Source organism: Gallibacterium genomosp. 2 (assembly GCF_000771895.1).
Classification (GTDB): Bacteria; Pseudomonadota; Gammaproteobacteria; order Enterobacterales; family Pasteurellaceae; genus Gallibacterium.
In genome coordinates this window covers 47,069-73,769 of record NZ_JPXY01000016.1, presented here as the reverse complement: position 1 = coordinate 73,769, position 26,701 = coordinate 47,069, and the positions used below count along the sequence as shown (strand labels likewise).

The following is a 26,701-nucleotide window of genomic DNA, read 5'->3' as shown; positions in this document are numbered from 1 at the left end:
TATGCCTTTATTATTTAATTTCTTAAATTGCATTAAATACCATTCTATTGTTTTTCTCAATCCACTTTCAAATGTTTCTTGTGGATACCACCCCAACTCTTTTTGAATTTTGCTTGAATCAATTGCATAACGTAAATCATGTCCAGGACGATCTGTTACAAAAGTAATCAAGTCACGGTATGCTGAAATGCCAGCTGGTTTATTCGGAGCTAACTCTTCTAATATTTGGCATATAGATTCTACAACTTCAATATTTTTACGCTCATTATTACCGCCAATATTATATGTTTCACCAACCTTTCCTTTTGTAAGAACTTTATATAAGGCTTTTACATGATCATCTACAAATAGCCAATCACGGATTTGCTGCCCATTACCATAAATAGGAAGTGTTTTACCTGAAACAGCATTTAAAATTGTTAATGGAATTAACTTTTCAGGGAATTGATATGGACCATAATTATTGGAACAATTTGTGATAAGAATCGGCAAACCAAAAGTACGATGCCATGCTCGTACTAGATGATCACTTGAGGCTTTAGAAGCAGAATAAGGGCTACTAGGTGCATAGGGTGAGTGTTCTGTGAAAAGCTGTTCTGACTCTATCTCTAGATCACCATAAACTTCATCTGTTGAAATATGATGAAAGCGGAATTTTTCTTGTTTAGAAATAGGGAGTTTTTCCCAATAACAGCGAGCAGATTCTAATAGTGTATATGTGCCAATAATATTGGTTTGAATAAATTCTGCTGGTCCACTAATAGATCGATCTACATGGCTTTCTGCAGCCAGATGCATAACAGCATCTGGTTGATATTTTTGAAAAATATGATCAATGGCTAAGCGATCACAAATATCAATTTGCTCAAAAAAGTATCGTGGATTATTTTGTACATTAGATAAAGCTAAAGGATTAACTGCATAAGTTAATTTATCAAGATTAATTACTTGATGGGTAGTGGAGTTAATAATATAACGAACAACAGCGGAACCGATAAATCCGGATCCGCCTGTGATGAGGATTTTCATACTAATCTTTTTTATCAAAAACTCTTTTCATATTTTTTCTTAAAAAATTTAGCTAATAAAAAGGCTGTACCTTTCTTTATCCAATTAATTTTTTCACCATATATAAATGGGATTTCTTTTATTCTGATACTATGATTTATAGAATAATTATGCAACCAAACATTAAATAACAACTCGCTTACTCTGCCATAAAACCTAGCATGAAATGATGAATATCCATCTGGTGGAATTCGACGTTCTAATTCGAATAATATTGGAAATAACCAACAGCAATAATGATTAACTAATTCTTTTGGCATAATGAACATATTAAACATATATCCGCCTCGCTGTTTCATCACTTTATCAAAGCTTTCAACATAATCAGGCGTATATTCTTTAATAATTTCTCTCGCCACATCTAAATGTTCTTTATGTAAGGTATGTGCATAATGAGAATATAAAGTTTCAATATAGTAGTTTCGTTTTTTAGGTACTAATACATCATATTTTTGTAAAAGGGCTTCTGCTTCTGATTGAGAAAGATAGATATCTTGAAGAGAAAGTTTCTTACGTTGTAGGTAGGTTTTCATACTAAAAAATCGGCGATAATGAATTAAACCAATATAATCTGTAGATAAATTCTTCCAGACCCAATACAACCCTGTCAATTCGCAAAAATACGGATTTTTGGCTGAAATATTATCTCCAACATCATCACCTTGATATCCTATACTCTCTTTGCCTAACTTTCCTACATGCAAAGGAATATACATAGGATCACCAGGCATAAAATATTGTTTATGTGTCGCAATAATAATTGAGATCTTACAATTTGAATAGTTTTCAACTCTTCTTGTCTGCATTGGTTTCATAGATATTCTGTATGATGAGAAAAATCTTTCTTAAAACCATGCCAAATTGCTCTTAATGACAGAAAAAGTTTTGACAAGTTAGGTTTAGTAAAAAGATAAAACCACATCAATTTTAAAATAAAAGCGATGATGTGAATTTTATCACTATATACCATATGATTAACAACAGAATTACGACACATACAATATAATTTTAATCTAGAAGGCGTATCATTAAATTTTAGCTTTCCAAAAAACATTGGTGTCCCTAATAGCTTATCCTTTGGATGATAAAATTTTGCATTGTTAATCGTTGCTATTCTTGCACCAGATTTTTCAGCACGTTTAGTATATTCAAAGTCATCTCCCCAAATAAAATATTCCTTTTTAGGAATACCAATATTTCTCACTAGATCTGATGAAAATAAAATACCATTAAAAGGAATAACTATCCCTTCTATTGTATCCATTTTTCCTAGCTTATTTAGATCAGCAAGAGAAGAGATGGTAAGTAAAGATTTAGGCAATCTCATTGGAAAGCATAATGTTGACGGCTCATCTTTATCTAATACTAATGGGCCAAGGTAGGTATTTTTATTGCTATTTTTAATCAATTCATTTAGACAATCTTCTAATGGATAACCATCATCATCCATTAACCAAATATAATCAAATCCATCATTAAAAGCCTTTTCTACACCAAAAGAAAACCCACCTGCACCACCAATATTTTCTTTTAAATTATATAGATGAATATGATCTTTTGATAACCAGCCTTGTTCCTGAAGTAGTAATTCTGTTCCATCTGTACTAGCATTATTGACAATATAAATAGCATCAACTGGGTAGGTTTGTTTTTCCAATGCCGATAAACATTCAATTAATAATGTTTTTCTATTATAGGTAACAACAATTGCACAGATGGAACGCTGATTCATCTATACTCCCATATCAACATAAAATGGCTTTAATGTTTGATTTCTAGCTAGAGATTCTTTCACTTGATCAGCCACCTCTAAAGCTTCTTTAATTGTCACATCCATATCCAAATAACGATACGTTGCTAATCGCCCAACAAAAGTTACTTTATCCGTAGCTAATGCTTTAGTTACATATTTTTCTAATAATGCTTTATCTTTAACCAAACGAATTGGGTAATAAGGAATATCATTTTCACCACATAAACGGCTAAACTCTTTATAACAAATTGTTTTTTCATGTTGTTCCCATGGAGCAAAATGTTTATGTTCAGAGATCCGTGTATAAGGAATTTCCTCATCACCATAATTAATCACTGCATTACCTTGATAATCTCCATCAGCTCTGAAAGTTTCAAAATCTAAAGTTCGATATCCCAAACGTCCTAACTCATAATTAAACCAGGCGTCTAATGGACCAGACCAGAAGATATGATCAAATTGTTCTAACATCTCATCTGAATAAGCTGTATTGAGTTTTACTGTAATATTCGGATGGTTAAGCATATTTTCTACTAAAACTGTATAGCCATCTTTTGGCATACCTTGGAAACGATGTGCGAAATAATTGTCATCATAGTTAAAACGTACCGGTAATCGTTTCAGAATACTTGCTGGTAACTCTTTAGGTTCAACACCCCATTGTTTTTTTGTATAGCCATAGAAAAAAGCTTTATATAATTCATTACCAACAAAACGCTGGGCCTGTTCTTCAAAAGTTTTAGGCTCTGTAATCGACATATCCGCCTTACTCTCTATTAAAGCTTTAGCTTCTTTTGGTGAACAAGTTGTACCAAAAAATTGGTTAATAGTATGTAAATTGATCGGTAATGAATAAACGCGTCCTTGGCTAATTGTTTTAACCCGATTCACAAAAGACATCATCTCAGCAAAGCGATTTACATAATGCCAAACGCGTTCATTATCTGTGTGAAAAATATGCGGGCCATATACATGGACCATAACATTTGTTTCTGGATCTCGCTCAGAGTGGCAATTTCCAGCAACATGGTGACGCTTATCAATAACCGTAACTTTATGGCCAGCTTCTGCTAGTTCACGAGCAATAACCGCATTAGAGAAGCCTGCACCTACTAATAATAAATTTTTCATACTCTTCCAATTATTCCTCTAATTTTAAATATTTAACTCTTAGTGACATAAACGGTTTTTCTATTGCCACATATGATAGCCATGCTAAAGGAATTATAAATAATAATCTAAAGCATGTCTGTACAATACTTTCTGTTGTATTAATAGGATCCTCCAAATTAAAGATAGAATTAATAGCCATTCCTATTGGTAAATGCAATAAATACATTGAAAAACTGCAACTTCCTAAACAAGCAAAACATGAACCTAATTTTATTAATAAAAGATTCCTTACTTTAAAAAAGAGGAATGATGCAATTATTCCTGACCAACCTATTGCCTCTATAAAAAAAGAAAGCACATTTCGAAAAAACATATACTCACTTAATTTAAATGAGATCAAAAGAATAATAATAGAAGTCAAGAATAAGAAAGTACATTTAATATTGTTGTCTAATCTTAATAAATTATTAATATATAAACTTCCAAATATCATCCCCACCAAAAATTGGTCTATTCTTCCAATTATTGAATGATAAAAGCTAGAATATATATCCCCTTTTAATTGAAAAATTAAAAATTTCAAAACAATAAAAAAGCATAAAATAAGAAATAACTGCCCTCTACCATTTTTAAATAAAAAAAGTACTAAAAATGGAAATATAAGATAGAATTGAAATTCAACCGCAATAGTCCAAATTGGGCCTACAGGAAAAATATCATGTCCCCATCCAGTATAATGATTACCTGTATTTAATTGTAATGTTAGAATCCTGAAAATATCTATAGGTGAAGAATCCCCCCTATTTAAAGATATTACAATAAAAACAATAATAATCATTAATGGAAATATCCTTAATACTCTATTTATAATAAACTTAGAGTAAATTATACTCCTCCCCCCCCTGAGTAATTAACGTAAATAAGAATGCACTTAATACAAGAAATAAACTCACTCCAGAAGAACCTTTAATCAAAATTACATTTATAAAAGACGTAAATATATTATTTGGTATAGTAAGATCTATATGAAATCCTCGAAAATGATGGAAAATCACTAGAAGTGCAGCTAAAAATCTTAATTGATCTACTCTAGATAAATATACATAATTCAATGACTTAATTTTCATATAGTTCCTCTTATTTATCTAATATACGTATCATATAGCCTCATTGCATTAGCTAACATAGCTTGTTGTCGCAATGGTTTATCAAAATGAAGGGGAATCATAGATAAAAATAATAAGATTACTGCTGGTATGATATCCATATTATCTATTCCTGGTATTAACTGCTTTGATATAAACATTTTTTGAATATCATCTATTCTTGAATCAAGATTAAATTGTAATCTTATAATATCATCATTTGATTTTTCTAATGAAAATGAGTCTGCAATAATAAAATCATATAATCCAATAAATGAATGGCATAATTTTGCTAAATCATACGTTTGGTTTCCATATATACTTAATTCCTGATTAAAATTTAATCCTCGCGGATCAATTACTTTGATACAGTTACTCCGGGAATCATACATAATATTACTAAAACAGAGATCTCCATGTACAATAGAAGGTATTTCAGGTAACTTTAATGTATATTCTATACAGTGCTTAGCAATATCATTCAAACTTGGCAATGTTCGTCCGTTATAAATATTACTTTTTCCTAAATTTAGATTATGTTGTTTAGCATAAATATTTAATCGCTCATATGTTTTATCTACATATAGAGATATACTATCATTATGGACTTTCTCTTCTAATTTAAAATCTTGTACAGTACATTTTCTACATTCACTCATATAAAATCCTAACAAATCCAGTATATTTTCCCAAAATGGGGCAGAATGCTTCCCATGTACAAAAATTTCATTCAGTGGTAATAGTGGTAAGTACTCTGTTTCATAAAACGGTTCTCCTGCATCAGTTTTACCAGATTGAATTAATTGAGGAATAAATCTTTTTAATCTTGGAGGTTGTTTTTCAAACCAGTAAGCTTCAGCTTCTATTTTTCTATGAGGCGTTCCTGATTTCCACACAATACCATTTTCAATTTTAAGAGAATTAAATGCTCTCTGAGTAGTAATAATTGAACGAGATCTAAAGTATGTATTTATATGCCCAAGATCATACCAATCAGAAACTTTCTTATATGAAATATCTTTATATTTCGCATATAAATATACAGATTCAGTAAAATCACCTTGTGTAGTTGCCAATGTTTGGATAAATAATCTAGTTGATGAAAATGAAAAATATCCGCACCATACTAAAGATTCATCATTTACACTTTTAAATTCCCACTCATATATATCTGAAGTATAAGCTATTCCAATACAATCATTTTCATTGGGGAAATTTTGTAAAAGAGTATCCCCATGTAGCAATTTTATTGAATCTTCACAAGAATCTATAATATTTAATACATATAATATAGCCATTCCCAATGTTATATTTTCGGGTACTAAAACAATCTGGACATTTAAATCATTGATAAGTTTTTTTTCATCAATAGTTAAAGAATATCCTTGTGGTAGAGACACAATAATTTTTTCATTATCACCAAAACTATTTTTAATAGATGCCACTTGATAACTCAATAATTTTTTATTACCAATAGGTAAAAAACTCGGTGGGATTGATCCAAATTCATTACGAAATTCCTGGTTTACATATGCAGCAGAATTAATTAGAATCATTTTCACCTTCCATATTAATCAATTTCTTAATTTCATCATAACCCATAGATATAAATTCATCTGGTCTAATAGCTCTATCATCAACATAAAAACCATCATGCCCACACCAAGGCTTCCCTATATAAACTTCATCATAGGGAACTTGATTTCTATCTAACCACTCAATAATAATCGGCAAAGTATAAATATTGATTTTACCTATATTATTATCATAAGTTCTCATATTGCGACTTGAACTAATAATGATCTCAAAACCTCGTAACTTATATTCTCGTAATTTTTCTACTACTTCTTTTACTGGTGTTGCATTACGATAATCTCCATTTTTAGTCACGGATATTGTATTATCTAAATCCATTATCAATCGTTTCATTTTATTCCTCTAATAGTTTCTTATATTCATAAGGAGTTCCACAAAATAAAATATTTCTCTTTTCTTTTAGATCATATCTAACGATGCCTTTCTCCTGAATAAGAATATTGTATAATGGAGCCACATAATATTCATTATTTGACACTAAATTATTCTCTCTAGCCTTTAAAAATAAATTTTTAAATAGAGATATATTTTTAAAAAAATATAGTCCATCACTACATAAATCAGAAATTCTCTCTTTTTCTGCTGTCCTACTTACCAAATTTGAATTCTTTTGAGATTCTGCAAAAGACCAATGTTCTCCATCCCCTCTAAAAACTTCTAAATATCCATCACAATCATCTGTCCAAGAGGGTTTAATAAAATTTATAATTTTTGAATCAATATTAAATATATATATTTCTTCATCACAATCATTATTCATTTTACAAAGCCCTTGATAAACAGTATCTGCCTGTCCTAATGTTTCATCTAATAGGCATATTAACTCATAATTAGTAATTTTAAGTTTTTTAATCTCTTCTTCTATAAAATTTTTAGTATCATAAAAATCACGAAATATAAATACAAATTTATCTGTATCAAAATACTTCTCAAAAGACTTAACAGACCAAGAAAATACCGTTTCACCTTTTAAATCTAACTGATATTTAGGTTTAGTATATCCTTCTTTAAAAAAACGAGAGCTAAGACCAGCCAGTGGAATTATAAACATTATTTATTCCTTATTACTTTATTTCAAATATTGAAGTTAATCTTTTCATTATTATCGCATTATTCTTTTCTACTAAATTGTAAGATATATAACTAATAAATATTGTCATAAATATAAAAATCAATAAATTCCCCCCCCCCTCTATCTTACTTGTCGTATCAAATTGCAGATTCAATATAGTTTGCAATATATACTGAACTATATAGTGGGTCAAATAGATAGAATAACTAATCTTACCCAAAAACTTTAATAATCCTATTTTGAGGCTCCTATTAATTATAGTATCTAATTGTAAAAATGATACAGATATTATAACTATAATTGCTATGACTGCCATAAATTCATTATAATTATATTCGCCTTTAACCATTACATAAAAAAGTATAAATATACTTATGGACTGTAGATATGAATAAAATAAATGCCTTTTATTTGTTATTTTTAACCTAAGTGGATTCAGAAGTCTAAATAGCACACATCCTATACAAAAAGCAGCTAAACATCGAATAATTGAAGAGTTAATATATAATATATATTCATTATGTACACTTACACGGCCAAAATTAACGAATAATAATGTGTATAATATGAAGGAAAATATAAGTAGAAAATAATTAGATAATCTCCTCATCCATATAAAAAATATTAAATTAACCCATAGCTCTGCAGAAACAGACCAAGAGGCTCCATTCCAAAATTCATTACTAGGATGGAATCCCAAAGACTGGATAAAAAATATCTGTTGCAAAAATGTAAAAAGAATTCCATCTTTATAATATTCATTAGGAAATTGCCATTCAAAAGCTAATGTTAAATTATTTGAGAGTGGATAATTAATAAAAAGAATAGTATATATAAATAATATACATATAATAAATAAAGAGAATAAATGTAATGGATATAATCTAACAAGTCGCTTGATAAAGAAATCCTTTACTGACAATCCTTTATCAAAATAAGCCATATGAACAACTATACCAGATAAAATAAAAAAAAAGTCAACAGCCAACTCAGCAGAAATAAAATTATTCGGAACTGTATAATGGAATATAGCAACAAGAATTGCCATAATTCCACGCCAAGAATCTAATTCAATAATATGATTATTTAGACTTTTCATTATTTATCCTCTTTCTTAAATAACAACTCCCAATTTGATTTCGTTTTTCCATTACTTCTAAATAACAATGCTTGCTCTCGATAATACTCAATATTTTTAATAAAATGTATATAATTTTTGAGAAACCTATATATTAACTTTATAGTTATTTTTCTATCAAGAACACATTCTTCCATAGTATTATTTAAAGTATTAAATACTAACACTCTATTTCTACCATAGAAGAAAATAGGTCTTCTTTCAAACCCGGCTTTTGATGTCCCTTTTGTTCCAAAACCAGTAAAAGATAACAATATTCCTAATATTTTTGTTATTTTCTTATTAAATTTAGGCTTAGTATAAAAATAGTGAGCTTTCTCAATAATGATCGTATTACTCTTCAATTCTTTTAATTTTTTCATTGCCCACTGATGTATATGTTCTGGATCATCAGAATACTTTCCTTCAATAATATGCTGTAAGGCAAGAATATTAAATTCTGCCGCTATATAATTAAATGTAATTAAATTCTTTAAAAACTTTTTAACTGAAAATATTTTAATTAACTCATAGCAGCGAGAATATGAAAGTAATGAATTTATAATCATATTTCTTGACAAATAGTAGTCTTCCATAATTTCATTATATTTCAAAATGAATGGATCATGCCAAACATTAACTCCATTTATTGATACAATTTCCTTATTAATTCTCATAGAGAACTCAATATCATCTCCTCGAACAAAAATTGGTAATGGATATCCATATTCATCAATAATTTTTTTAGAAAAAGCAGAAAACCACCATCCAGACAAACCATAAACAGTATCAGGAATACTTTCAGAAAGTACATCATCAATTATAACACTTCTATCCCTCATATCTTCAAAATGCCCTTGATGGTGAAAGCCATTCTTATCTAGAATAGTATTTCTTTCATACCTTAACCAGCGTTCATCCGCTGAGAACATAGAACCTGATAAAACAACATCATAGAATTCTGGCTTTATTAATTGAAAAAACCTATATGCCCTAAAAATAGATTCAAAATTAAATGATATATCATCATCCATAAGTAAAAGATGAGTACATTCTTTTTGTATTGCATTATATATAGAATGTGTAAATCCTCCTGCTCCGCCCATATTTCTGGACGAATAAATATTTATATATCTATCTTCAAGTATTAAATCTATTGGTGCCCCATTATTTGTGATAACTACTTCTAGATTCAAATTATATTTCTTATTCCCAGATTTTATAGTAGAAATTGTATTTTTTATGTACTCTTGTCTATTAAAAGTACAGATACAACAGCCCAGTTTATAGCTATTATTATCTATAATATTTTGTGTTGTAAAACAAATATTACTGATCGTACTGTCTTTTGAATTAGCTCTAACAGTAAGATATAAAGATTCAATATCAGTTATAATATTTGGAGTTAAACTAATACAAATATGCTTAACTGTATCAGATGAGAATTCTTCTTGGTATATATCTTTTTCATATGTATAAAAGGTATTTCGCTTGTTTACTCCTACCAAATTAACTTGAATATCCCCTATAAAATCAAACTCTAAATAGAGTTCTTCTAAATTACAATATTTTATCCATTTTTTTAAAGAAAAAATATTATAATATGTATCAAATGCAATACTACTAAATGATTTTATCTTTATAGTATTTTCATCCAGTAAAATATAATTATTACCTCTTATATACAGATGTGACAACTCTAGCGAATGTGGATAAAAAATTAAATTTTGTATTGTAAGTGACATTATTCTAATCCTCTAATATATTTTCTTAATTTATTATTAATATTTCTTTCAACCCTTTTCACTGCATAAATATTTTTATAATCAAAAATTTTCCATTTTTCATCACCATCTGATAAGCTGTCATACTTTTTCAAAAAATCATAATTATTATTTTTAATATAATTGACATCTTTAGCAGTAATTTTATAAAACTTACTCTTAAATAAGAAAGTATTTACTATATTTTTTATGAACAAATTTGAATATATACATTTATATTTTATAAATACTTTCCATAGAACCCTATCAAATCGATGAACCTCTGAAAAAACATACGGAAGCCCATCTGCTTTTATATTTAATGCATTAGCAAAAGATGAAAATACTATCTCCTCTCTTGGATAATGTAATTTATTATCTAACACATTATACTTATTGCATATTTCTATAATTTTTATTAGAGTTTCTACTTTAAACATACTTCCTTCGATCTGAGTACCAATAACCTGACTTACCCCTAAACTTCTCAAAGCTTTCATCAGATTATTATCGTTTTTGGCAACCCTACCAACCCACCAATAAGTGTGGATAGAATTAACTCTTCTTTGATTAAATAGATATTCTTTGTCTTGTAAATAAGATTCAATTCCTGGTTTTACAAACATATCATTAGATGAGTGAAACAGAATATAACTATTTTGATTTAATTGATATGCATACTTTATATTGCTAAAATGAGCTAATATAATTCTTCCCCATGAAGTATCTACTTGTTCTGGATTTAAAAAATAATTATCTACCTTATTTTTCAGATATGATTCCAAATCCATTAAACTGAAGGGTGCGCCTTTAGATAAATGAATAATTACTTTTGCACTGGAAAAATATTTTTTTATATTTAATAATTGATCTAATATAACTTCTTTCTTTTCATGAACTAATAGTGAAATCAAATACATATATTCCCCTAAAAAATTACAATGAGTTTTGATATTTAATTATTACATCTTCTGTCCTACCATAGGATTGAATTTTCCCATGATTTATCCATAATGCATGAGAACACAGCTCTCTCACTTGCTCCATAGAATGTGATACAAATAATAATGTTGTTCCATTTGATAACATTTCTTCCATTCGTTTCTTACATTTTTCTTGAAAAGAAATATCTCCTACAGCTAGAACCTCATCTACAATTAAGATATCCGGCTTAACGATTGTAGCAATAGAAAATCCTAATCTAGCAGCCATTCCCGATGAAAAATTTTTAACAGGTATATCAATAAATTCCTGCAATTCAGCAAACTCTATAATTTCATCGAAATGTTTATTCATAAATTCTTTTTTATATCCTAATAAAGCTCCATTTAGAAAAATATTTTCTCTTGCAGTTAAATCTCCATCAAATCCAGCACCCAACTCAATTAATGGGGCTATACTACCATTAACTTTTATATTCCCTTTATAAGGTTTCAAAATTCCACATATCAATTTCAATAAAGTTGATTTACCTGAACCATTGGTTCCTATTAATCCCCATGACTCCCCTTTTTTAATTTCTAAATTTATATTTTTTAATGCTAAAAATTCTTGAAACATTAATTGTCTCTTTAGCATTTTTATAATGTATTCTTTTAACCCACTATAACTTTCTGTTGCTTTATTAAAACGTACAGTAGCATCTGTAATTTTAATAATTATTTCTTTACTATTTTTCATATATATAAAATAAACTCTTCTTGTTTCTTATTAAAATAAATTACACTACCTATTAATACTAATAAAGAAAAGAATAATCCTATTAATACATTCTCAAAACTAGGTATTTTAGAATATAGGACAATATCTCTAAATTGTTCTATATACCAATACATAGGATTAATATTCTTATATAATTCTTGATATTCACTAGGTATAATAGACACAGGATAAAATAAAGGCGTCATATACATCCACATTGATGTAAATACCCCCCATAAATATTGTATATCTCTAAAAAATACTGTTGCTGCGGCTAAAAATATTCCCAATCCTAGACAAAAAATAAATAACTGTAATAAAATAATAGGAAAAAAAAGTAAGCTTATAGAAAACGTTGCATTAGTGTATATCATTACTAATATTAATGCTCCAAGAGAGAAAATTAGATTAACTAGCGAACTACCTACTTTTGATAATGTAAAAATATATTTTGGGACATAAGTCTTTTTTAACAGAGCAGCATTACCAATAATTGAGTAGACTGACATATTTGTTGCCTCAATCATAAAGTTAAATAAAACTTGCCCAGAAATTAAATATAAAGGAAAATTAGGTATATCAAATCTAAACAAATTAGAGAATATTATGACTAATACTATCATCAACATTAATGGATTTAATAGACTCCAAAGATATCCTAGATAGCTTCTTCTATATTTTAGTTTTATATCTCTAATTATTAATTGTTTTAATAATTCATTAAAATCATACAACTCTTTAATTTTATACAGCATAGATTTGATCATATAACCTCATACTTACTCTTTTATAATTTATGTGTATGTTGCTTAGCCAATTTAATATCTGTTTCTTTTAAATAGATATTTTGGTAACAATAATTTGTTGCTTCAATAAAGCCTTCTACACTACCGCAATCAAAACGTTTGCCTTTAAATTTATAAGCAATAACACAACCATTTTGGGCTTGTTGAAGAAGGGCATCGGTAATTTGGATTTCACCATTTTTACCTGCAGGTGTATTTTTGATTAATTCAAAAATATCTGGTGTTAAAATATAACGACCGATAATTGCTAAATTACTTGGTGCTTTTCCTGCTTCAGGTTTCTCTATCATATCTTCCACACGATAAAGATCTTCACTTATTTGTGTTCCTTTAATCACACCATATTTATGGGTTTCACTTTCTGGCACTTCTTGTACCGCCACAATCGTGCATCTAAACTGGTTAAATAGTTTCACCATTTGTTCTAAAACACCAGGCCCATCTTCATTAATACAAAGATCATCTGCTAACACCACTGCAAATGGTTCATCCCCCACCAACTCTTTACCTACTAAAACAGCATGCCCTAATCCAAGCATTTCACCCTGACGTGTGAACGTAAACGTGGCCAAACTCATAATTTTTCTTATATCTTTTAATAAAGATTCTTTATTAGTCCCTTGAATCTGATGTTCTAACTCGTAGTTTTTATCAAAGTGATCCATTAAAGGATACTTTCCACGTCCAGTAACAATACACATATCATGCATACCAGCCTGAATAGCTTCCTCCACTCCATATTCAATAAGTGGTTTATTCACAATTGGCATCATCTCTTTTGGCATAGATTTTGTTGCTGGTAAGAAGCGAGTACCGTATCCAGCCGCAGGAAATAAACATTTTTTGATCATAAATTTTCCTTCAAAAACTCTACTTGAATGGCTTGAAGACATTAAAAAAGAGGATTAAATATCCTCCAGTAAGGCTAAAAAATATAGCATATGGGAATTTTACCTTTTACCTAACTGTTAAACAATAACTATTTAAGAAATTTTCTAGGGAGTTTTCCTCTATTGTCATTTTAAAATCAAATGATAAGTTCTTCTTTTCTTTTCTGCTTTACGTTAGACTACACATATCAAACTCTTAGAGAAACTTTTATCGTTGTTTAATTTTCACTCATTAATTTTATGATGACGAAAACTTTTATATGTAAATTATTAATGGCATGTATGGATTTTATTTTATTTATACTGTCTTTTCTCTTAACCTTATGGATCTTCAATAATATTTATAAAGATCTTTCTTCTTTTTTACCTCAAGCAGAAATTTCACAAAGAATAATTATCCATACATTCTTAGCTTTTCTTTGTATTACTTGGTTTTGGCTACGTTTACGTCACTATACTTACCGAAAGCCTTATTGGTCAGAGTTAAAGGAAATTATTCGTACTTTAATCATATTTGCTACTTTTGAGTTAGCCATTATTGGCTTTTCAAAACTTTTCTTTTCTCGTTATTTCTTTGTTATTATTTGGCTAATTACTTTAATTATTTTCCCTTTAGGACGTTTCTTATTAAAAAAATTACTTATTAGCTTTGGTTATTATTTAAAAGATACTGTCATTATTGGTACCAATAAAAATGCACTAGATGCTTATCTTGCTTTAACTGGTGAATCCTATCTTGGCTTAAATATAAAATATTTTGTCAAAACAGATTCTTTATCTAGCCAAGATCTTATTGAACATCTAAATATCCCTATAATTGAAGCACAACAAGAAAATATTTTGGATTTAGTAGATAGACATACATCACAATTTATTCTTGCATTAGAAGAAAATGAGATAGAACAATTAGATAGTTGGTTAAGATTTTTAGCTAAGAATAATTGTCGATCTGTTTCAATTATTCCTACTATGAGAGGTATTCCGTTATATGGTACAGATATGTCTTTCATCTTTAGTTATGAAGTTATATTATTGCGTGTACACAATAATCTTGCAAAAAGAACCTCTCGTTTTTTGAAGAGAACTATTGATATTGTTGGTTCATTATTTTTTATTATTGTGTCATCTCCAGTATTAATTGGTTTATATTTACTAATCGCAAAAGATGGAGGCCATGCCATTTATGGACAAACTCGTATTGGTCGGAATAAGAAAGCTTTTAAATGTTTGAAATTCCGTTCTATGGTTTTAAATTCACAAGAAGTATTACAAGATTTATTAAAAAATGATCCAATTGCAAGGGCTGAATGGGAAAGAGATTTTAAATTAAAAAACGATCCTAGAATTACCAAAATTGGAAAATTTTTAAGAAAAACAAGTCTAGATGAATTGCCTCAGTTATTTAATGTATTAAAAGGTGAAATGAGCCTTGTTGGCCCAAGACCTATCGTTCGTAGTGAATTAATCCGGTATCAAAAAGATATTGATTATTACTTAATGGCAAAACCAGGTATGACCGGATTATGGCAAGTAAGCGGTCGTAATGATGTTGATTATATTACTCGAGTTTATTATGACGCTTGGTATGTCAAAAATTGGTCAGTCTGGAATGATATTGTTATTTTGTTAAAAACATTCAAAATTGTAATTAACAAAACTGGAGCTTATTAAATTTATTAAATAGGAGATTTTAAATATGTTACTCAACAAATTTCATTTTCTTTCTATATTTACAATTTTTATTTCAACTTATTCCATTGCACAAATAACCGATATTCAAATGTTATTTTCAATTGCAGAGAAAACGCACAAGGTTGGTATTGCGAAAAAAAGTAAAATTGTCGATGCTCGTCCAGCAAAAGCAGGGGAAATCGTTATTACAAATATCAAAAATGAAGGCGTTGAAACCCAAAGTCCTCCTGCAAAAGAAGGCGATATGGTGGTAAAAAATCGTTGCCCTGAAACTGGTAACGAAGAAATTTTAGTTTCAAAAAATAAGTTTTTACAACGCTATGAAGGACCACTATCAGATAAAAACCCTCAATTAAGTAATGAATGGCAAAGTTATAAACCTAAAGGAATTGAGATGGAATATTTTATTGTTAGCCCTCAAGACGGTAACTTAAAATTTATAGCTCCTTGGGGTGAAGAAATGATCGCTTATCCTGGAGATGTTATTGTAAGGGCACCTAATGATCATAAAGATACTTATCGAATTGCAAAAGCAGCTTTTAGTTGTACTTATGAAATTATTAATCCAGCAAAACAATAAAATTTAAGTACGCTATCCTTTTCCATTATCTTATTAGTGTGTATAATTACGCCGTTTAAAGTAGCTACTTCGGTAGCTTTTTGTTTGATTATCAATAAAGTTGTTAACTATTAGAGGAAACATGGCAAAAGAAGATAGTATTGAAATGCAAGGTACCATTTTGGAAACCTTACCAAACACAATGTTTCGTGTTGAATTGGAAAATGGTCACGTGGTGACCGCTCATATCTCCGGTAAAATGCGTAAAAACTATATCCGTATCCTTACCGGTGATAAAGTGACTGTTGAAATGACACCTTATGACTTAAGCAAAGGTCGTATCGTTTTCCGTAGTCGTTGATCTCCATACTCCCCCTTGTTTTAAATGGCAAGGGGGGGGGGAGGTAAATCCCTTTTAAATAAGAGTTTATTCTATGCTAATCGATCGCTTATCCCCTATCATTAATCTATTTATTTTTCTCTTTTTTATCACTGTTATTACCATAAAAAATGCTTACTATATTGCTCCACTCATTTTGGTTTTAATAGCGATTGTTTATTTAATAACTCACTATAAAACAATTTATATTGATAAATCTGTTAAGTATTACATTGTTGCAGCACTAGCCTATTATGCAGTCTCTCTTTTAGTTGCAATTATCAACCACGATTCTATTCCACATTCATTTAAACCAGACCACTTTTTATTATTATCTATTCCTTTGTTATTATTATTTATTCAATATAAACCTAGTCTGAAAGGCTTATCCCTTACTTTTGCAACAGCAGCTATTTTGTCCGGATTATTGGCTATATATAATAAATTTTTTCTTGGTATTGAGCGAGCTTTTGAATCAATACACCCTATTCCTGTTGCCGCCGTGATTATGACATTAGTTTTATATTGTATAACACTTGCTTTCTATTTCCTCAGACAAGGTAACATAAAAATAGCTAGTTTCCTGCTTATTGCCGCAACAATAGGATTAGCCGGGAATATTCTTACCGGTTCTCGTGGCACTTGGTTAATTTTCCCTGTTGCAATTATTCTTTTATTCTGGATTTATGCTAAATCACTTAAACGCTTTATTATTCCTTTTTCTGTTAGCCTTATCTCTTTAATCATTATTGCCGGTTTGATACCACAAAGCGGAATACAACAACGTTATCACGCTGCCGTTAGTGATATTACGCTATATTTTAATGGTACTAAAAAAGAAACATCTATTGGTATGCGTTTTGAACTTTGGCGCAGTGCTTTAGATGGTATTAAAGAAAAACCTTTATTGGGTTGGGGAAAAGATGGTATGGATGAGAAAAGACTTCAACAGTCTACCGAAGGCAAATATCCTACAATTATTAAAAATTTTCCTCATACTCATAATCTATTTATTGAACAAACTTTTTATAGAGGATTTTTAGGGCTATTTGTCTTACTCTTATTTCTTTGTATAATTTCCTATTATTTTATTATTACCTATAGAAATTCTTGCAATGAAAAAAACAAAGTTATTGCTTTCTTAGGTATTATTAATATTCTATCTCTTTTTTCATTTAGTTTAAGTGATGCATTACTCCGAGGAAAAGAATATGCAATGTTCTTTTATATTAGTAATATAATATTTTATGCAATGACACTTCCAAATAAAAATAAAGAGGATTAAATGCTACCTATTTATGTTATTCATATTGACTCTGCAACTGAAAGAGAGGATTCTATACAGCAACAATTTGATAATCTGAAAATTAAGTTTGAGTTTTTTCCAGCTATAAATGCTAAAGAAACGCCAAATCATCCTTTATTTTCACATTATAATGCGAAAAAGCATTTTCAAAGGAAAGGTCGAAATTTATCTTTAGGTGAATTAGGATGTTATGCAAGTCATTACTCGACTTGGGAAAAATGTCTCGAATTAAATCAACCAATTATTGTACTTGAAGACGATGTAACTATCTTAGAAAATTTTAAAGACATTTATACGAATGCCGAAAGAATAATACAAAAATATGATTTTTTATGGCTTCACAAAAACCATCGTAATGATGATAAAGTAGTTGTTGAAACAATAGATACATTTTCAATTGTTAAATTCTATAAAGATTATTTTTGTACTCAAGGTTATCTCATTACTCCTAAAGCTGCTAAACAGTTATTAGCCTATTGTGAAGAATGGGTTTATCCTGTTGATGATCAAATGGCTAGATTTTATGAAAATAAAATAGAAAATTACGCTGTTTATCCCGCTTGCATTGATCATATCACTAGTATGGAATCTCTTATTGGTGATGATAGAAGAGGTAAGAAAAAACTCTCATTAACATCTAAGATTAGACGTGAATATTTTAATCTAAAAGATCACTGTCACCGTGCTTGGCATAATTTTTGTTTTAAATTAAAAGATTAATTAAATAAAAATTTAAGTATATATCTAAAAAACAGCTTTATATCAAAGATATAAAGCTGTTTAAAATCTGTTCTAAAAAATTTTGTCAATTTAACAATGCTATTTCACTTCTCGAATCATAATTTCTGCCGGGATGGTTTCACCTTGCCAATAAAGTTCAGCAGCAACATTTTGTGCTAAATCTAAAAAGGCTTTGCTGATTTCATCATTAGGCGCGGCAATCACAGTCGGTTTGCCCTGATCCAAATCCTCGCGTAAACGGATATGTAGTGGCAATTGACCCAACAATTTGATGTTGTAGCGTTTAGCAATTTTTTCTGCACCGCCAGTGCCAAAAATCGCTTCGTGATGACCGCAATTTGCACAAATATGAACGCTCATATTTTCCACAACGCCCAATACTGGCACAGAAACTCGGTTAAACATCGTGATACCTTTAATCGCATCCAATAATGCAATATCCTGCGGTGTAGTAACTACAATCGCACCAGTTACCGGAATTTGTTGTGACAATGTCAATTGAATATCACCTGTTCCCGGTGGCATATCGATCACAAGATAATCCAAATCCGTCCACCAGGTTTCATTCAATAATTGGCTCAAAGCACTGCTTGCCATTGGCCCGCGCCAGATAGTTGCACTATCCGCATCCATTAAATAGCCGATTGAGTTAGATTGCAAACCGTGTGCCACAATCGGTGTCATATGTTGATTATCCGGCGAAGTAGGGCGTTGCTCTTCAGCCCCCAACATATAAGGAATGGATGGGCCATAAATATCAGCATCTAAAATACCTACTTTCGCACCTTGTGCTTGTAATGCTAATGCCAAATTAACCGCAGTTGTCGATTTTCCTACTCCACCTTTACCAGAACTCACCGCAATAATGTTTTTCACTCCGTTTACTGCCGGTTGATTGTTAGCTCTTTTTAAAGTAGCGATTTGATAATTAAGATTCCATTCGGTTGATGCAACCTTCGCCAACCGTGCCAACGATTCACTTAATGATGCTTTCAAATCGGCAAAACCGCTGTTCCAAGCAAATGGCATTGTTAACTCAATTTGCAATTTGTTGTTTTCACAACTAATTTTTTTCACTGCTTTTAGTGTCAGCAGATCTTTTTGTAAGGTAGGATGTTGAAATTGTTCCAATTTGTCGGCAATTTGTTGCACAACATTTTCATCAAGATGAGTATAAGTAAAATTAAGACTACGCATTTATCTGTCCTTAAATTAGGTAGTGTTTAAATTAGCTCGTCTATTTAACCACGACCACAAGCAACTGTTAAGTAAAATCAATCGAAAACAGCGCTAATACATATTTGGTAGTAGTAGTTAAACTGGAAAATAGCCTGTCAATAGAGTAACATTAGCGGTTATTTTCACAATTAAAAACGAATTAATCAAAAGGAAAAATTATGTCCAGTCGCCGTCAAATATTAGTTACTTGTGCCTTGCCTTATGCAAACGGTCCAATCCATTTAGGTCATATGCTTGAACATATTCAAGCCGACATTTGGGTACGTTTTCAACGGATGCGCGGTAATGAAATTTATTTCGTCTGTGCAGACGATGCTCACGGTACACCTATTATGTTGAAAGCGGATCAAATGGGTATCTCGCCAGAACAATTGATTGCAGATGTGCAACAACAACATATTTCTTCATTTTCCGGGTTTAATATCAGTTATGATAATTACTACTCTACTCATAGTCCGGAAAACCAAGAATTATCCTGCACAATTTATAACAAATTGAAACAAAACGGTTTTATCAAGAGCAAGACTATTTCTCAACTTTATGATCCAGAAAAAGGAATGTTCCTACCGGATCGATTTGTGAAAGGTACTTGCCCAAAATGTAAAGCTGAAGATCAATATGGTGATAACTGTGAAGTCTGTTCCGCTACTTACAGCCCAACAGAGTTGATTAATCCTCGTTCTGTCGTTTCCGGCGCAACTCCGATCCTGAAAGAATCCGAACACTTCTTCTTTGATTTACCGTCATTTGAATCTATGTTGAAAGATTGGATTAAATCTGGCACGTTGCAGACCGAAGTTTCCAATAAAATGATGGAATGGTTTGAATCTGGTTTACAGCAGTGGGATATTTCTCGCGATGCGCCTTATTTCGGTTTTGAAATTCCAAACCAACCTGGTAAATATTTCTATGTCTGGTTAGATGCCCCTATTGGTTATATGGCATCTTTCAAAAATTTATGTAATCGTAAAAATATTGATTTCGACCATTTCTGGCAACAAAACAGCAACACCGAACTTTATCATTTTATTGGTAAAGATATTGTCTATTTCCACAGTCTATTCTGGCCGGCAATGCTTGAAGGTGCAGGTTACCGCAAACCGAATAATATTTTTGTACACGGTTATGTCACTGTAAACGGTGAAAAAATGTCTAAATCCCGTGGTACTTTTATTCAAGCAAAAACCTATCTTGAATATCTTGATCCTGAATGTTTACGTTATTACTATGCAGCAAAATTAAGTGGTCGTATTGATGATTTAGATTTAAATTTGGAAGATTTTGTACAACGTGTGAACAGCGATATTGTCAATAAATTGGTTAATCTTGCTAGCCGTAATGCAGGATTTATTCAAAAGCGTTTCGATGGCAAATTAGCAGCTCGCCTACACGATCAAGCCTTATGGCAAGAATTCAGCCAACAAGCAGAACAAATTGCTCAACATTACGAAAATCGTGAATACAACAAAGCAATTCGCGAAATTATGACTTTATGCGATAAAGCCAATAAATATGTGGATGAAACCGCACCTTGGATAATTGCAAAAGATGAAACTCGCCAGCAGGAGTTGCACGAGGTCTGCTCAATGGGTATTCAAATGTTTCGTATATTAATGGGCTATTTAAAACCGGTATTGCCGAAATTGGCAGAGCGTGCAGAAGCCTTTTTGCACGATGAATTGCGTTGGGAAACCTTAACTTCTCCATTATTGGCACACGAAATTGCACCATTCAAAGCATTATTTAGTCGTTTAGAAATGAAACAGATTGAAGCTTTGATCGAAGCCTCAAAAGCAGAAAATGCTCAATTTGCAACCCAAACAGCGCCGGCAAAAATAAGTGAAACAGACAGTGAAATTGAGCCATTTGAAAAAACTATTACTATTGATGATTTTGCTAAATTGGATTTACGTGTGGCAAAAGTATTGAAATGTGAAGCCGTGCCAGAAAGTAAAAAATTATTGAAGTTCACACTTGATTTAGGTGTTGAAACTCGTCAGGTTTTTTCAGGTATCAAAGCGGCTTACAACAAACCGGAAGAATTAGAGGGGAGAATGGTGATTATGGTTGCCAATCTTGCGCCTCGTAAAATGAAATTCGGACTTTCTGAAGGAATGATTTTATCTGCCGGTAGTGGTGGTGCAGATCTGTTCCTACTTGATGTCGATAGCGGTGCTAAAGCTGGTTATCGTGTCAAATAAAACCATCATAAATAGCGATGGGGCTTCTATTAGCTCCATCTTTCTTTTTATTCAATCAATTCACTTTCTAAGAAAAAACAATGTCACTCACACCCGAAAGCCAATTATTACAACGCCACCTTAATCTGTTTGAAAATGAAACTTTACTTTTTCTCGGTAATATACAGGATGATTTTCCATCACAATGTCGTATCTTAGCCAAACGGATTAATGTAGTCAGTTATTACTTTGATTATGTATGTCACGCTAAAAATCCTACTGAATTTACGCTTGAAGCTGATTATCAAGAAGCATCTCTCATCATTTTTTACTGGGGAAAAAACAAACAAGAGTGTCTATTCCAATTAACTCAAATTTTGTCGCAAGCGCCTATCGGACAAAAAATTTTATTAGTAGGAGAAAATCGTGGAGGCGTTCGATCCGCAGAGAAGTTTTGTGGCAAATTAGGCGATATTTATAAAATTGATTCCGCTCGGCGATGTAGCCTTTACTATTTTAAATTACAAAAACCGGTGCAATTTACATTATCCGACTGGTGGAAACAATATACACTTCCACAATTGCCACAATTAACTATCTATGCACTGCCGGGTGTATTCAGCTCCAGTGAACTGGATCAAGGTACAGATTTATTGCTTTCAACTATGCAACAGCCTGTGCAAGGAAAAGTGTTAGATATCGGATGTGGTGCTGGGGTAATCGGTGCTTATCTAAAATTCCTTTCACCACAAATTGAGCTGACAATGAGCGATATTCACGCTATGGCAATTGCCTCGACAATACAAACATTGCAACAAAATCAACTGCAAGGTACGGTTATCGCTAGTGATGTTTTTTCACAAATTAATGACAAATTCGATTTAATTATCTCCAATCCGCCGTTCCATTCAGGTTTGAATACTGCTTATCAAGCAGTAGAAACCTTAATCACTGAAGCCAAGCAACATTTAAATCGTGGCGGAGAATTAAGAATTGTAGCTAATGCATTTCTGCCTTATCCGGATCTGCTTGATCGCAGTTTCGGTACACATCAGGTTCTTGCGAAAACAGGCAAATTTAAAGTTTATAGTGTGAAAAACGCTTAAATGACGGTATCTTTCATAAACTTTTCACAATTTCATTGTCTAAATCGCTACAATTTCGTATAGTAACTGCCGTTCTCAACGGGGTGCATTACTAAAAGTAAGGCTGAGATAATACCCGTCGAACCTGAACTGATTAGTCGCAGCGGAGGGATTTGAGAAGCAGCTTGCTATTCAAAATCCTGTTTGCATTTATCAATAATGAAATAGGAATTCACTATGTTAAAAAAAACACTTTTCCTCAGTGTATTGACCGTTAGTACCATTTCTTTCGCCAATGCTGAAACCTTAACCGTTTATACTTATGATTCTTTTGCTTCCGATTGGGGGCCTGCACCAAAATTAGAACCTATGTTCGAAAAACAGTGCAGCTGTGATCTCAAATTCGTGCCTTTTGAAGATAGTGTCACAATGTTTAATCGAGTGCGTTTAGAGGGCAAAAAAAGCAAAGCTGATATCGTGTTAGGTTTAGATCAAAGCTTAATTGAAGCCGCAGATCAATCACAGCTATTTGCCAAAACTGACATCAGTTTAAACAATCTCCACTTACCACTAAAATGGGAAAATCAAACCTATATTCCTTATGATTTCGGTAGTTTCGCCTTTATTTATGACAAAACAAAACTCAGCAATCCTCCAAAAAGCCTAAAAGAATTGATTGAACGTCAGGATCTACGCATTATCTATCAAGATCCGCGCACCAGTTCTGTCGGTCGTGGCTTATTACTTTGGGTCAATCAGGTTTATCCGCAAGATCAAGTAGAACAAGCGTGGCAACAACTGGCAAAGCACACCGTCACTGTCGGCAAAGGTTGGACTGAAACTTACGGTGCCTTTTTGAAAGGAGAAAGCGATTTAGTATTGAGCTACCGTAGTTCACCACTCTATCATCAACTAAATGAACAGAAACAAAACTATGCAGCAACAGAATTCAGCGAAGGCAATATTTTACAAATCGAAATTGCAGCAAAATTAAAAGCAAGTAAACAAACGAAATTAGCAGATCAATTTTTACAATTTTTAATCTCACCGGAAGCACAAAATATTATCAGCCAAAGTAATGTGATGTTTGCTGTTACCGATGCAGCGATTGAACCACATTATGATCAATTGCGTCATCGAGTGCTATCTGAAAAAACTATTGATACTTCAAATATCAGCCATCAACAAACCAAACAATGGCTTGCTGTATGGCAAAATGCGTTGGCAAAATAATGCGTTATATTGAAATAAAACGGCAACTTTTTCTGTTGCCGGGTTTAGTCATATTATTACTGCTCACCATTATTTATGGCGGCAGCTTACAACAATTACTACAACATAGTCGCTTCTCACAATGGCTAAATTTACTGCAAAACGATTACCTGCAACAAGTTATCTTTTTCAGTTTTTATCAAGCCGGATTATCCGCTACTTTCTCACTATTTTTCGGTATTATTGTTGCCAGATCACTGTTTTATCTAGATTTTTTTGCCAAAACCTTTCTATTAAAAATTTTCTCGCTGACCTATGTGTTACCGGCACTGGTTGCTATTTTCAGTATTGTCGGTATTTACGGTTTCAATGGTTGGATTAATCAATTTCTTCGTCTATTCGGGCAGCAACTTCCCGATATTTACGGTTTAAGCGGTATTCTAATCGCCCATCTTTTTTTCAATATTCCATTAGCGGCAAAAGTGTTATATCAACGCTTGCAACAGTTACCTGCTTCACAATTCAAATTGGCGGCGCAACTGAATTTACGTCATTGGCGTTTTTTCCGTTGGGTGGAAATGCCATTTTTGCGTCCAACCTGTTTTAATCTGTTCGGGCTTATTTTTTTGCTCTGTTTTACCAGTTTTACCATTGTTTTAACGCTGGGCGGTGGGCCGAAATACACCACGTTGGAAGTGGCAATTTATCAGGCTATTACTTTTGATTTTGATATTGAAACCGCAGCATTATTGGCGATTTTACAATTTCTGTTCTGTTTCACCCTGTTCAGTATCAACAATCGTTTCGCTCGTTATCAACAAAGCGAAACTTCACCTCAAGCGCGCTGTTTACCCAATTTAAACCGTTATCAGCGTTGCTATCACTATTTTATTTTAATCACTGCAACACTTTTCATTGTCGCTCCACTGCTGGAAACGCTATTTGCCGGATTAAATGCCCGTCATTTATGGCAACAGTTGTTACATCCGGCGTTATGGCAAGCCATTGCTTTTTCACTCTTGTTAGCACCCACTGCGGCACTACTTTGTCTGATACTAACAATTTCTCTTCTGCTGACCACCCGCCATCTCTATTGGCTAGGTAAACAGCGAAGTAGTCAATGGATGCTAAATATCGGCACAATTATTTTAGCTATCCCAACCTTAGTGTTAGCAACAGGATTATTTCTCTTTCTTGTAGAAATGGAAAGCAATACAATATCGTTATTTATTTTAGTCGCTCTTTGCAATGCTTTAGTAGCAATGCCATTCGCATTACAGTTACTAACCGCACCTTTTTACAGTAATATGTTGAACTATCAACGGCTCTGTTTATCATTAAATCTTCGTGGTTGGCAACGTTGGAAAATTGTTGAAAAGGCAATGTTAATTCGTCCATTACGCTCTGCATTTGCTTTAGCAATGGCAATTTCATTAGGCGATTTTACTGCTATCGCACTTTTCGGCAATAATGGTTTCACTTCATTACCACTACTGCTTTATCGACAATTAGGCCATTACCAAAACGATGCTGCCGCTGTCACCGCAATGGTGTTATTGCTGTTTTATTTTTTCATTTTTTTATTTACGGAACAAAATCGACCCAATGATTACACTTAAACAAGTGCATTACACTTATCCACCAATGCCAATGTATTTTGATTTACAACTTACTCGAACTGAAAAAGCTGCCCTTATTGGTGCCAGTGGTGCTGGCAAATCTACCCTACTCAATCTTATTGCCGGCTTTGAATATGCAGAATCAGGAGAAATCTGGCTTAACGGTGAAAATCACACTTTCACTGAACCTTATCAACGCCCAGTATCAATGTTGTTTCAGGATAATAATCTATTTAATCATCTCACCGTTGCCGAAAATATCGCTTTAGGTTTAAAACCAAGTCTTTCGTTGAATAAAACAGAGCAAAAACAAGTCACTGATGTTGCCGAGCAAGTAGGGCTAGAACATTATTTAGCAAGACTGCCGCAACAACTTTCCGGTGGTCAAAGACAACGCGTTGCCCTTGCTAGAACCTTATTACGTAATCGTCCAATCTTATTGCTAGACGAACCTTTTTCTGCGCTTGACCCTGAATTACGACAAGAAATGTTGCAACTGGTTGATAAAATCTGCTGTCAAAAACAGCTATGTCTATTATTAGTGACACATCAACTTAGCGAAGTAATTAATATTATGCAACGCGTTATTCGAATTGATAATGGCAAGATAACTGAAAATTATTTGGTGCAACACCACAATAATCGTTAGAATACAGAACTTTGTT

At 31.8% G+C, this 26,701-nt stretch carries 26 protein-coding genes and 1 riboswitch; of the genes, 10 read left to right on the top strand and 16 right to left on the bottom strand.

What is annotated here, in order from left to right; all coding sequences use genetic code 11:
* The 15 genes from rfbB to galU form a co-directional block, all read right to left on the bottom strand.
* A partial coding sequence (gene rfbB / locus P375_RS03660; protein ID WP_052121785.1) for a dTDP-glucose 4,6-dehydratase occupies positions 1-1,029 on the bottom strand: 1,029 nt, incomplete at its 3' end.
* A 14-nt stretch (positions 1,030-1,043) separates the two neighbouring features.
* Positions 1,044-1,883 (bottom strand): DUF4422 domain-containing protein, encoded by an 840-nt coding sequence (locus tag P375_RS03655; protein WP_245176415.1) that lies wholly within the window; start codon positions 1,881-1,883, stop codon positions 1,044-1,046.
* The gene (locus P375_RS03650; RefSeq protein WP_039134491.1) at positions 1,880-2,800 is read right to left on the bottom strand and encodes a glycosyltransferase family 2 protein; all 921 of its coding nucleotides are present in this window, start codon (positions 2,798-2,800) and stop codon (positions 1,880-1,882) included. The genes P375_RS03655 and P375_RS03650 overlap by 4 nt, the downstream gene beginning before the upstream one ends.
* The gene (gene glf, locus P375_RS03645) at positions 2,801-3,952 is read right to left on the bottom strand and encodes a UDP-galactopyranose mutase (protein ID WP_039134489.1); all 1,152 of its coding nucleotides are present in this window, start codon (positions 3,950-3,952) and stop codon (positions 2,801-2,803) included.
* 10 nt (positions 3,953-3,962) lie between these two features.
* Positions 3,963-4,772 (bottom strand): acyltransferase family protein, encoded by an 810-nt coding sequence (locus P375_RS03640; protein WP_052121784.1) that lies wholly within the window; start codon positions 4,770-4,772, stop codon positions 3,963-3,965.
* A gap of 37 nt (positions 4,773-4,809) precedes the next feature.
* The gene (locus P375_RS12965; RefSeq protein WP_052121783.1) at positions 4,810-5,061 is read right to left on the bottom strand and encodes an acyltransferase family protein; all 252 of its coding nucleotides are present in this window, start codon (positions 5,059-5,061) and stop codon (positions 4,810-4,812) included.
* Between the two features lie 14 nt (positions 5,062-5,075).
* Positions 5,076-6,635 (bottom strand): hypothetical protein, encoded by a 1,560-nt coding sequence (locus P375_RS03635; RefSeq protein ID WP_039134487.1) that lies wholly within the window; start codon positions 6,633-6,635, stop codon positions 5,076-5,078.
* Positions 6,622-7,008 (bottom strand): HAD-IIIC family phosphatase, encoded by a 387-nt coding sequence (locus P375_RS03630; protein ID WP_039134485.1) that lies wholly within the window; start codon positions 7,006-7,008, stop codon positions 6,622-6,624. Before P375_RS03630 ends, P375_RS03635 begins: the two co-directional genes overlap by 14 nt.
* A gap of 1 nt (position 7,009) precedes the next feature.
* Positions 7,010-7,726 carry a glycosyltransferase family 2 protein gene (locus P375_RS03625; RefSeq protein ID WP_084598484.1) on the bottom strand — a complete coding sequence of 239 codons (717 nt, stop codon included), beginning with the start codon at positions 7,724-7,726 and terminating at the stop codon, positions 7,010-7,012.
* 13 nt (positions 7,727-7,739) lie between these two features.
* Positions 7,740-8,846, bottom strand: coding sequence for an acyltransferase family protein (locus tag P375_RS03620; RefSeq protein ID WP_039134479.1), 1,107 nt, complete (start codon positions 8,844-8,846; stop codon positions 7,740-7,742).
* Positions 8,846-10,609 (bottom strand): glycosyltransferase, encoded by a 1,764-nt coding sequence (locus P375_RS03615; RefSeq protein ID WP_039134477.1) that lies wholly within the window; start codon positions 10,607-10,609, stop codon positions 8,846-8,848. The genes P375_RS03620 and P375_RS03615 overlap by 1 nt, the downstream gene beginning before the upstream one ends.
* Positions 10,609-11,547 carry a hypothetical protein gene (locus tag P375_RS03610; RefSeq protein WP_039134474.1) on the bottom strand — a complete coding sequence of 313 codons (939 nt, stop codon included), beginning with the start codon at positions 11,545-11,547 and terminating at the stop codon, positions 10,609-10,611. Before P375_RS03610 ends, P375_RS03615 begins: the two co-directional genes overlap by 1 nt.
* Before the next feature lie 16 nt (positions 11,548-11,563).
* Positions 11,564-12,307, bottom strand: a complete 744-nt coding sequence (locus P375_RS03605) for an ABC transporter ATP-binding protein (protein WP_039134471.1) — start codon at positions 12,305-12,307, stop codon at positions 11,564-11,566.
* Complete coding sequence (locus P375_RS03600) at positions 12,304-13,083, bottom strand: ABC transporter permease (protein WP_432430739.1); 780 nt, start codon at positions 13,081-13,083, stop codon at positions 12,304-12,306. Before P375_RS03600 ends, P375_RS03605 begins: the two co-directional genes overlap by 4 nt.
* 32 nt (positions 13,084-13,115) lie before the next feature.
* Positions 13,116-13,985 carry a UTP--glucose-1-phosphate uridylyltransferase GalU gene (gene galU, locus P375_RS03595; protein ID WP_039134466.1) on the bottom strand — a complete coding sequence of 290 codons (870 nt, stop codon included), beginning with the start codon at positions 13,983-13,985 and terminating at the stop codon, positions 13,116-13,118.
* Between the two features lie 282 nt (positions 13,986-14,267).
* Between galU and wbaP the strand changes: the two genes are divergently transcribed.
* From wbaP to P375_RS03570, 5 genes are all read left to right on the top strand, one after another.
* Entirely contained in the window at positions 14,268-15,695 is a 1,428-nt protein-coding gene (gene wbaP, locus P375_RS03590; protein ID WP_039134500.1) for an undecaprenyl-phosphate galactose phosphotransferase WbaP, read from the top strand.
* Between the two features lie 25 nt (positions 15,696-15,720).
* Entirely contained in the window at positions 15,721-16,296 is a 576-nt protein-coding gene (locus P375_RS03585; RefSeq protein ID WP_039134463.1) for a hypothetical protein, read from the top strand.
* Between the two features lie 121 nt (positions 16,297-16,417).
* Entirely contained in the window at positions 16,418-16,636 is a 219-nt protein-coding gene (infA, locus tag P375_RS03580) for a translation initiation factor IF-1 (protein WP_013746899.1), read from the top strand.
* Between the two features lie 73 nt (positions 16,637-16,709).
* Entirely contained in the window at positions 16,710-17,939 is a 1,230-nt protein-coding gene (locus tag P375_RS03575; RefSeq protein WP_039134460.1) for an O-antigen ligase family protein, read from the top strand.
* Positions 17,940-18,680 (top strand): glycosyltransferase family 25 protein, encoded by a 741-nt coding sequence (locus P375_RS03570; protein WP_039134457.1) that lies wholly within the window; start codon positions 17,940-17,942, stop codon positions 18,678-18,680.
* Between the two features lie 99 nt (positions 18,681-18,779).
* Here the strand turns inward: P375_RS03570 and apbC are convergent, their stop codons facing one another.
* The gene (apbC, locus tag P375_RS03565) at positions 18,780-19,898 is read right to left on the bottom strand and encodes an iron-sulfur cluster carrier protein ApbC (RefSeq protein ID WP_039134454.1); all 1,119 of its coding nucleotides are present in this window, start codon (positions 19,896-19,898) and stop codon (positions 18,780-18,782) included.
* A gap of 200 nt (positions 19,899-20,098) precedes the next feature.
* On the opposite strand from apbC, the gene metG reads away from it, so the two are divergent.
* The 5 genes from metG (at position 20,099) to thiQ (ending at position 26,685) form a co-directional block, all read left to right on the top strand.
* A complete protein-coding gene (gene metG / locus P375_RS03560; protein WP_084598483.1) occupies positions 20,099-22,141 on the top strand; it encodes a methionine--tRNA ligase in 2,043 nt (680 codons plus the stop codon).
* An 80-nt stretch (positions 22,142-22,221) separates the two neighbouring features.
* Positions 22,222-23,226 (top strand): 16S rRNA (guanine(1207)-N(2))-methyltransferase RsmC, encoded by a 1,005-nt coding sequence (rsmC, locus tag P375_RS03555; protein ID WP_039134449.1) that lies wholly within the window; start codon positions 22,222-22,224, stop codon positions 23,224-23,226.
* 69 nt (positions 23,227-23,295) lie between these two features.
* Positions 23,296-23,395, top strand: a riboswitch (TPP riboswitch).
* A 47-nt stretch (positions 23,396-23,442) separates the two neighbouring features.
* Positions 23,443-24,438: a thiamine ABC transporter substrate binding subunit gene (gene thiB / locus P375_RS03550; RefSeq protein ID WP_039134446.1), complete on the top strand. Its 996-nt coding sequence runs from the start codon at positions 23,443-23,445 to the stop codon at positions 24,436-24,438.
* Positions 24,414-26,036: a thiamine/thiamine pyrophosphate ABC transporter permease gene (thiP, locus tag P375_RS03545; RefSeq protein WP_039134443.1), complete on the top strand. Its 1,623-nt coding sequence runs from the start codon at positions 24,414-24,416 to the stop codon at positions 26,034-26,036. Before thiB ends, thiP begins: the two co-directional genes overlap by 25 nt.
* Positions 26,023-26,685, top strand: a complete 663-nt coding sequence (gene thiQ, locus P375_RS03540; RefSeq protein WP_039134440.1) for a thiamine ABC transporter ATP-binding protein — start codon at positions 26,023-26,025, stop codon at positions 26,683-26,685. Before thiP ends, thiQ begins: the two co-directional genes overlap by 14 nt.
* Positions 26,686-26,701: the final 16 nt, after the last annotated feature.

Coding starts and splice junctions, on each gene's coding strand:
- P375_RS03655 (WP_245176415.1), bottom strand. CDS start 1,883: ATGAAACCAATGCAGACAAGAAGAGTTGAAAACTATTCAAATTGTAAG.
- P375_RS03650 (WP_039134491.1), bottom strand. CDS start 2,800: ATGAATCAGCGTTCCATCTGTGCAATTGTTGTTACCTATAATAGAAAA.
- glf (WP_039134489.1), bottom strand. CDS start 3,952: ATGAAAAATTTATTATTAGTAGGTGCAGGCTTCTCTAATGCGGTTATT.
- P375_RS03640 (WP_052121784.1), bottom strand. CDS start 4,772: ATGATTATTATTGTTTTTATTGTAATATCTTTAAATAGGGGGGATTCT.
- P375_RS12965 (WP_052121783.1), bottom strand. CDS start 5,061: ATGAAAATTAAGTCATTGAATTATGTATATTTATCTAGAGTAGATCAA.
- P375_RS03635 (WP_039134487.1), bottom strand. CDS start 6,635: ATGATTCTAATTAATTCTGCTGCATATGTAAACCAGGAATTTCGTAAT.
- P375_RS03630 (WP_039134485.1), bottom strand. CDS start 7,008: ATGAAACGATTGATAATGGATTTAGATAATACAATATCCGTGACTAAA.
- P375_RS03625 (WP_084598484.1), bottom strand. CDS start 7,726: ATGTTTATAATTCCACTGGCTGGTCTTAGCTCTCGTTTTTTTAAAGAA.
- P375_RS03620 (WP_039134479.1), bottom strand. CDS start 8,846: ATGAAAAGTCTAAATAATCATATTATTGAATTAGATTCTTGGCGTGGA.
- P375_RS03615 (WP_039134477.1), bottom strand. CDS start 10,609: ATGTCACTTACAATACAAAATTTAATTTTTTATCCACATTCGCTAGAG.
- P375_RS03610 (WP_039134474.1), bottom strand. CDS start 11,547: ATGTATTTGATTTCACTATTAGTTCATGAAAAGAAAGAAGTTATATTA.
- P375_RS03605 (WP_039134471.1), bottom strand. CDS start 12,307: ATGAAAAATAGTAAAGAAATAATTATTAAAATTACAGATGCTACTGTA.
- P375_RS03600 (WP_432430739.1), bottom strand. CDS start 13,083: ATGCTGTATAAAATTAAAGAGTTGTATGATTTTAATGAATTATTAAAA.
- galU (WP_039134466.1), bottom strand. CDS start 13,985: ATGATCAAAAAATGTTTATTTCCTGCGGCTGGATACGGTACTCGCTTC.
- wbaP (WP_039134500.1), top strand. CDS start 14,268: ATGACGAAAACTTTTATATGTAAATTATTAATGGCATGTATGGATTTT.
- P375_RS03585 (WP_039134463.1), top strand. CDS start 15,721: ATGTTACTCAACAAATTTCATTTTCTTTCTATATTTACAATTTTTATT.
- infA (WP_013746899.1), top strand. CDS start 16,418: ATGGCAAAAGAAGATAGTATTGAAATGCAAGGTACCATTTTGGAAACC.
- P375_RS03575 (WP_039134460.1), top strand. CDS start 16,710: ATGCTAATCGATCGCTTATCCCCTATCATTAATCTATTTATTTTTCTC.
- P375_RS03570 (WP_039134457.1), top strand. CDS start 17,940: ATGCTACCTATTTATGTTATTCATATTGACTCTGCAACTGAAAGAGAG.
- apbC (WP_039134454.1), bottom strand. CDS start 19,898: ATGCGTAGTCTTAATTTTACTTATACTCATCTTGATGAAAATGTTGTG.
- metG (WP_084598483.1), top strand. CDS start 20,099: ATGTCCAGTCGCCGTCAAATATTAGTTACTTGTGCCTTGCCTTATGCA.
- rsmC (WP_039134449.1), top strand. CDS start 22,222: ATGTCACTCACACCCGAAAGCCAATTATTACAACGCCACCTTAATCTG.
- thiB (WP_039134446.1), top strand. CDS start 23,443: ATGTTAAAAAAAACACTTTTCCTCAGTGTATTGACCGTTAGTACCATT.
- thiP (WP_039134443.1), top strand. CDS start 24,414: ATGGCAAAATGCGTTGGCAAAATAATGCGTTATATTGAAATAAAACGG.
- thiQ (WP_039134440.1), top strand. CDS start 26,023: ATGATTACACTTAAACAAGTGCATTACACTTATCCACCAATGCCAATG.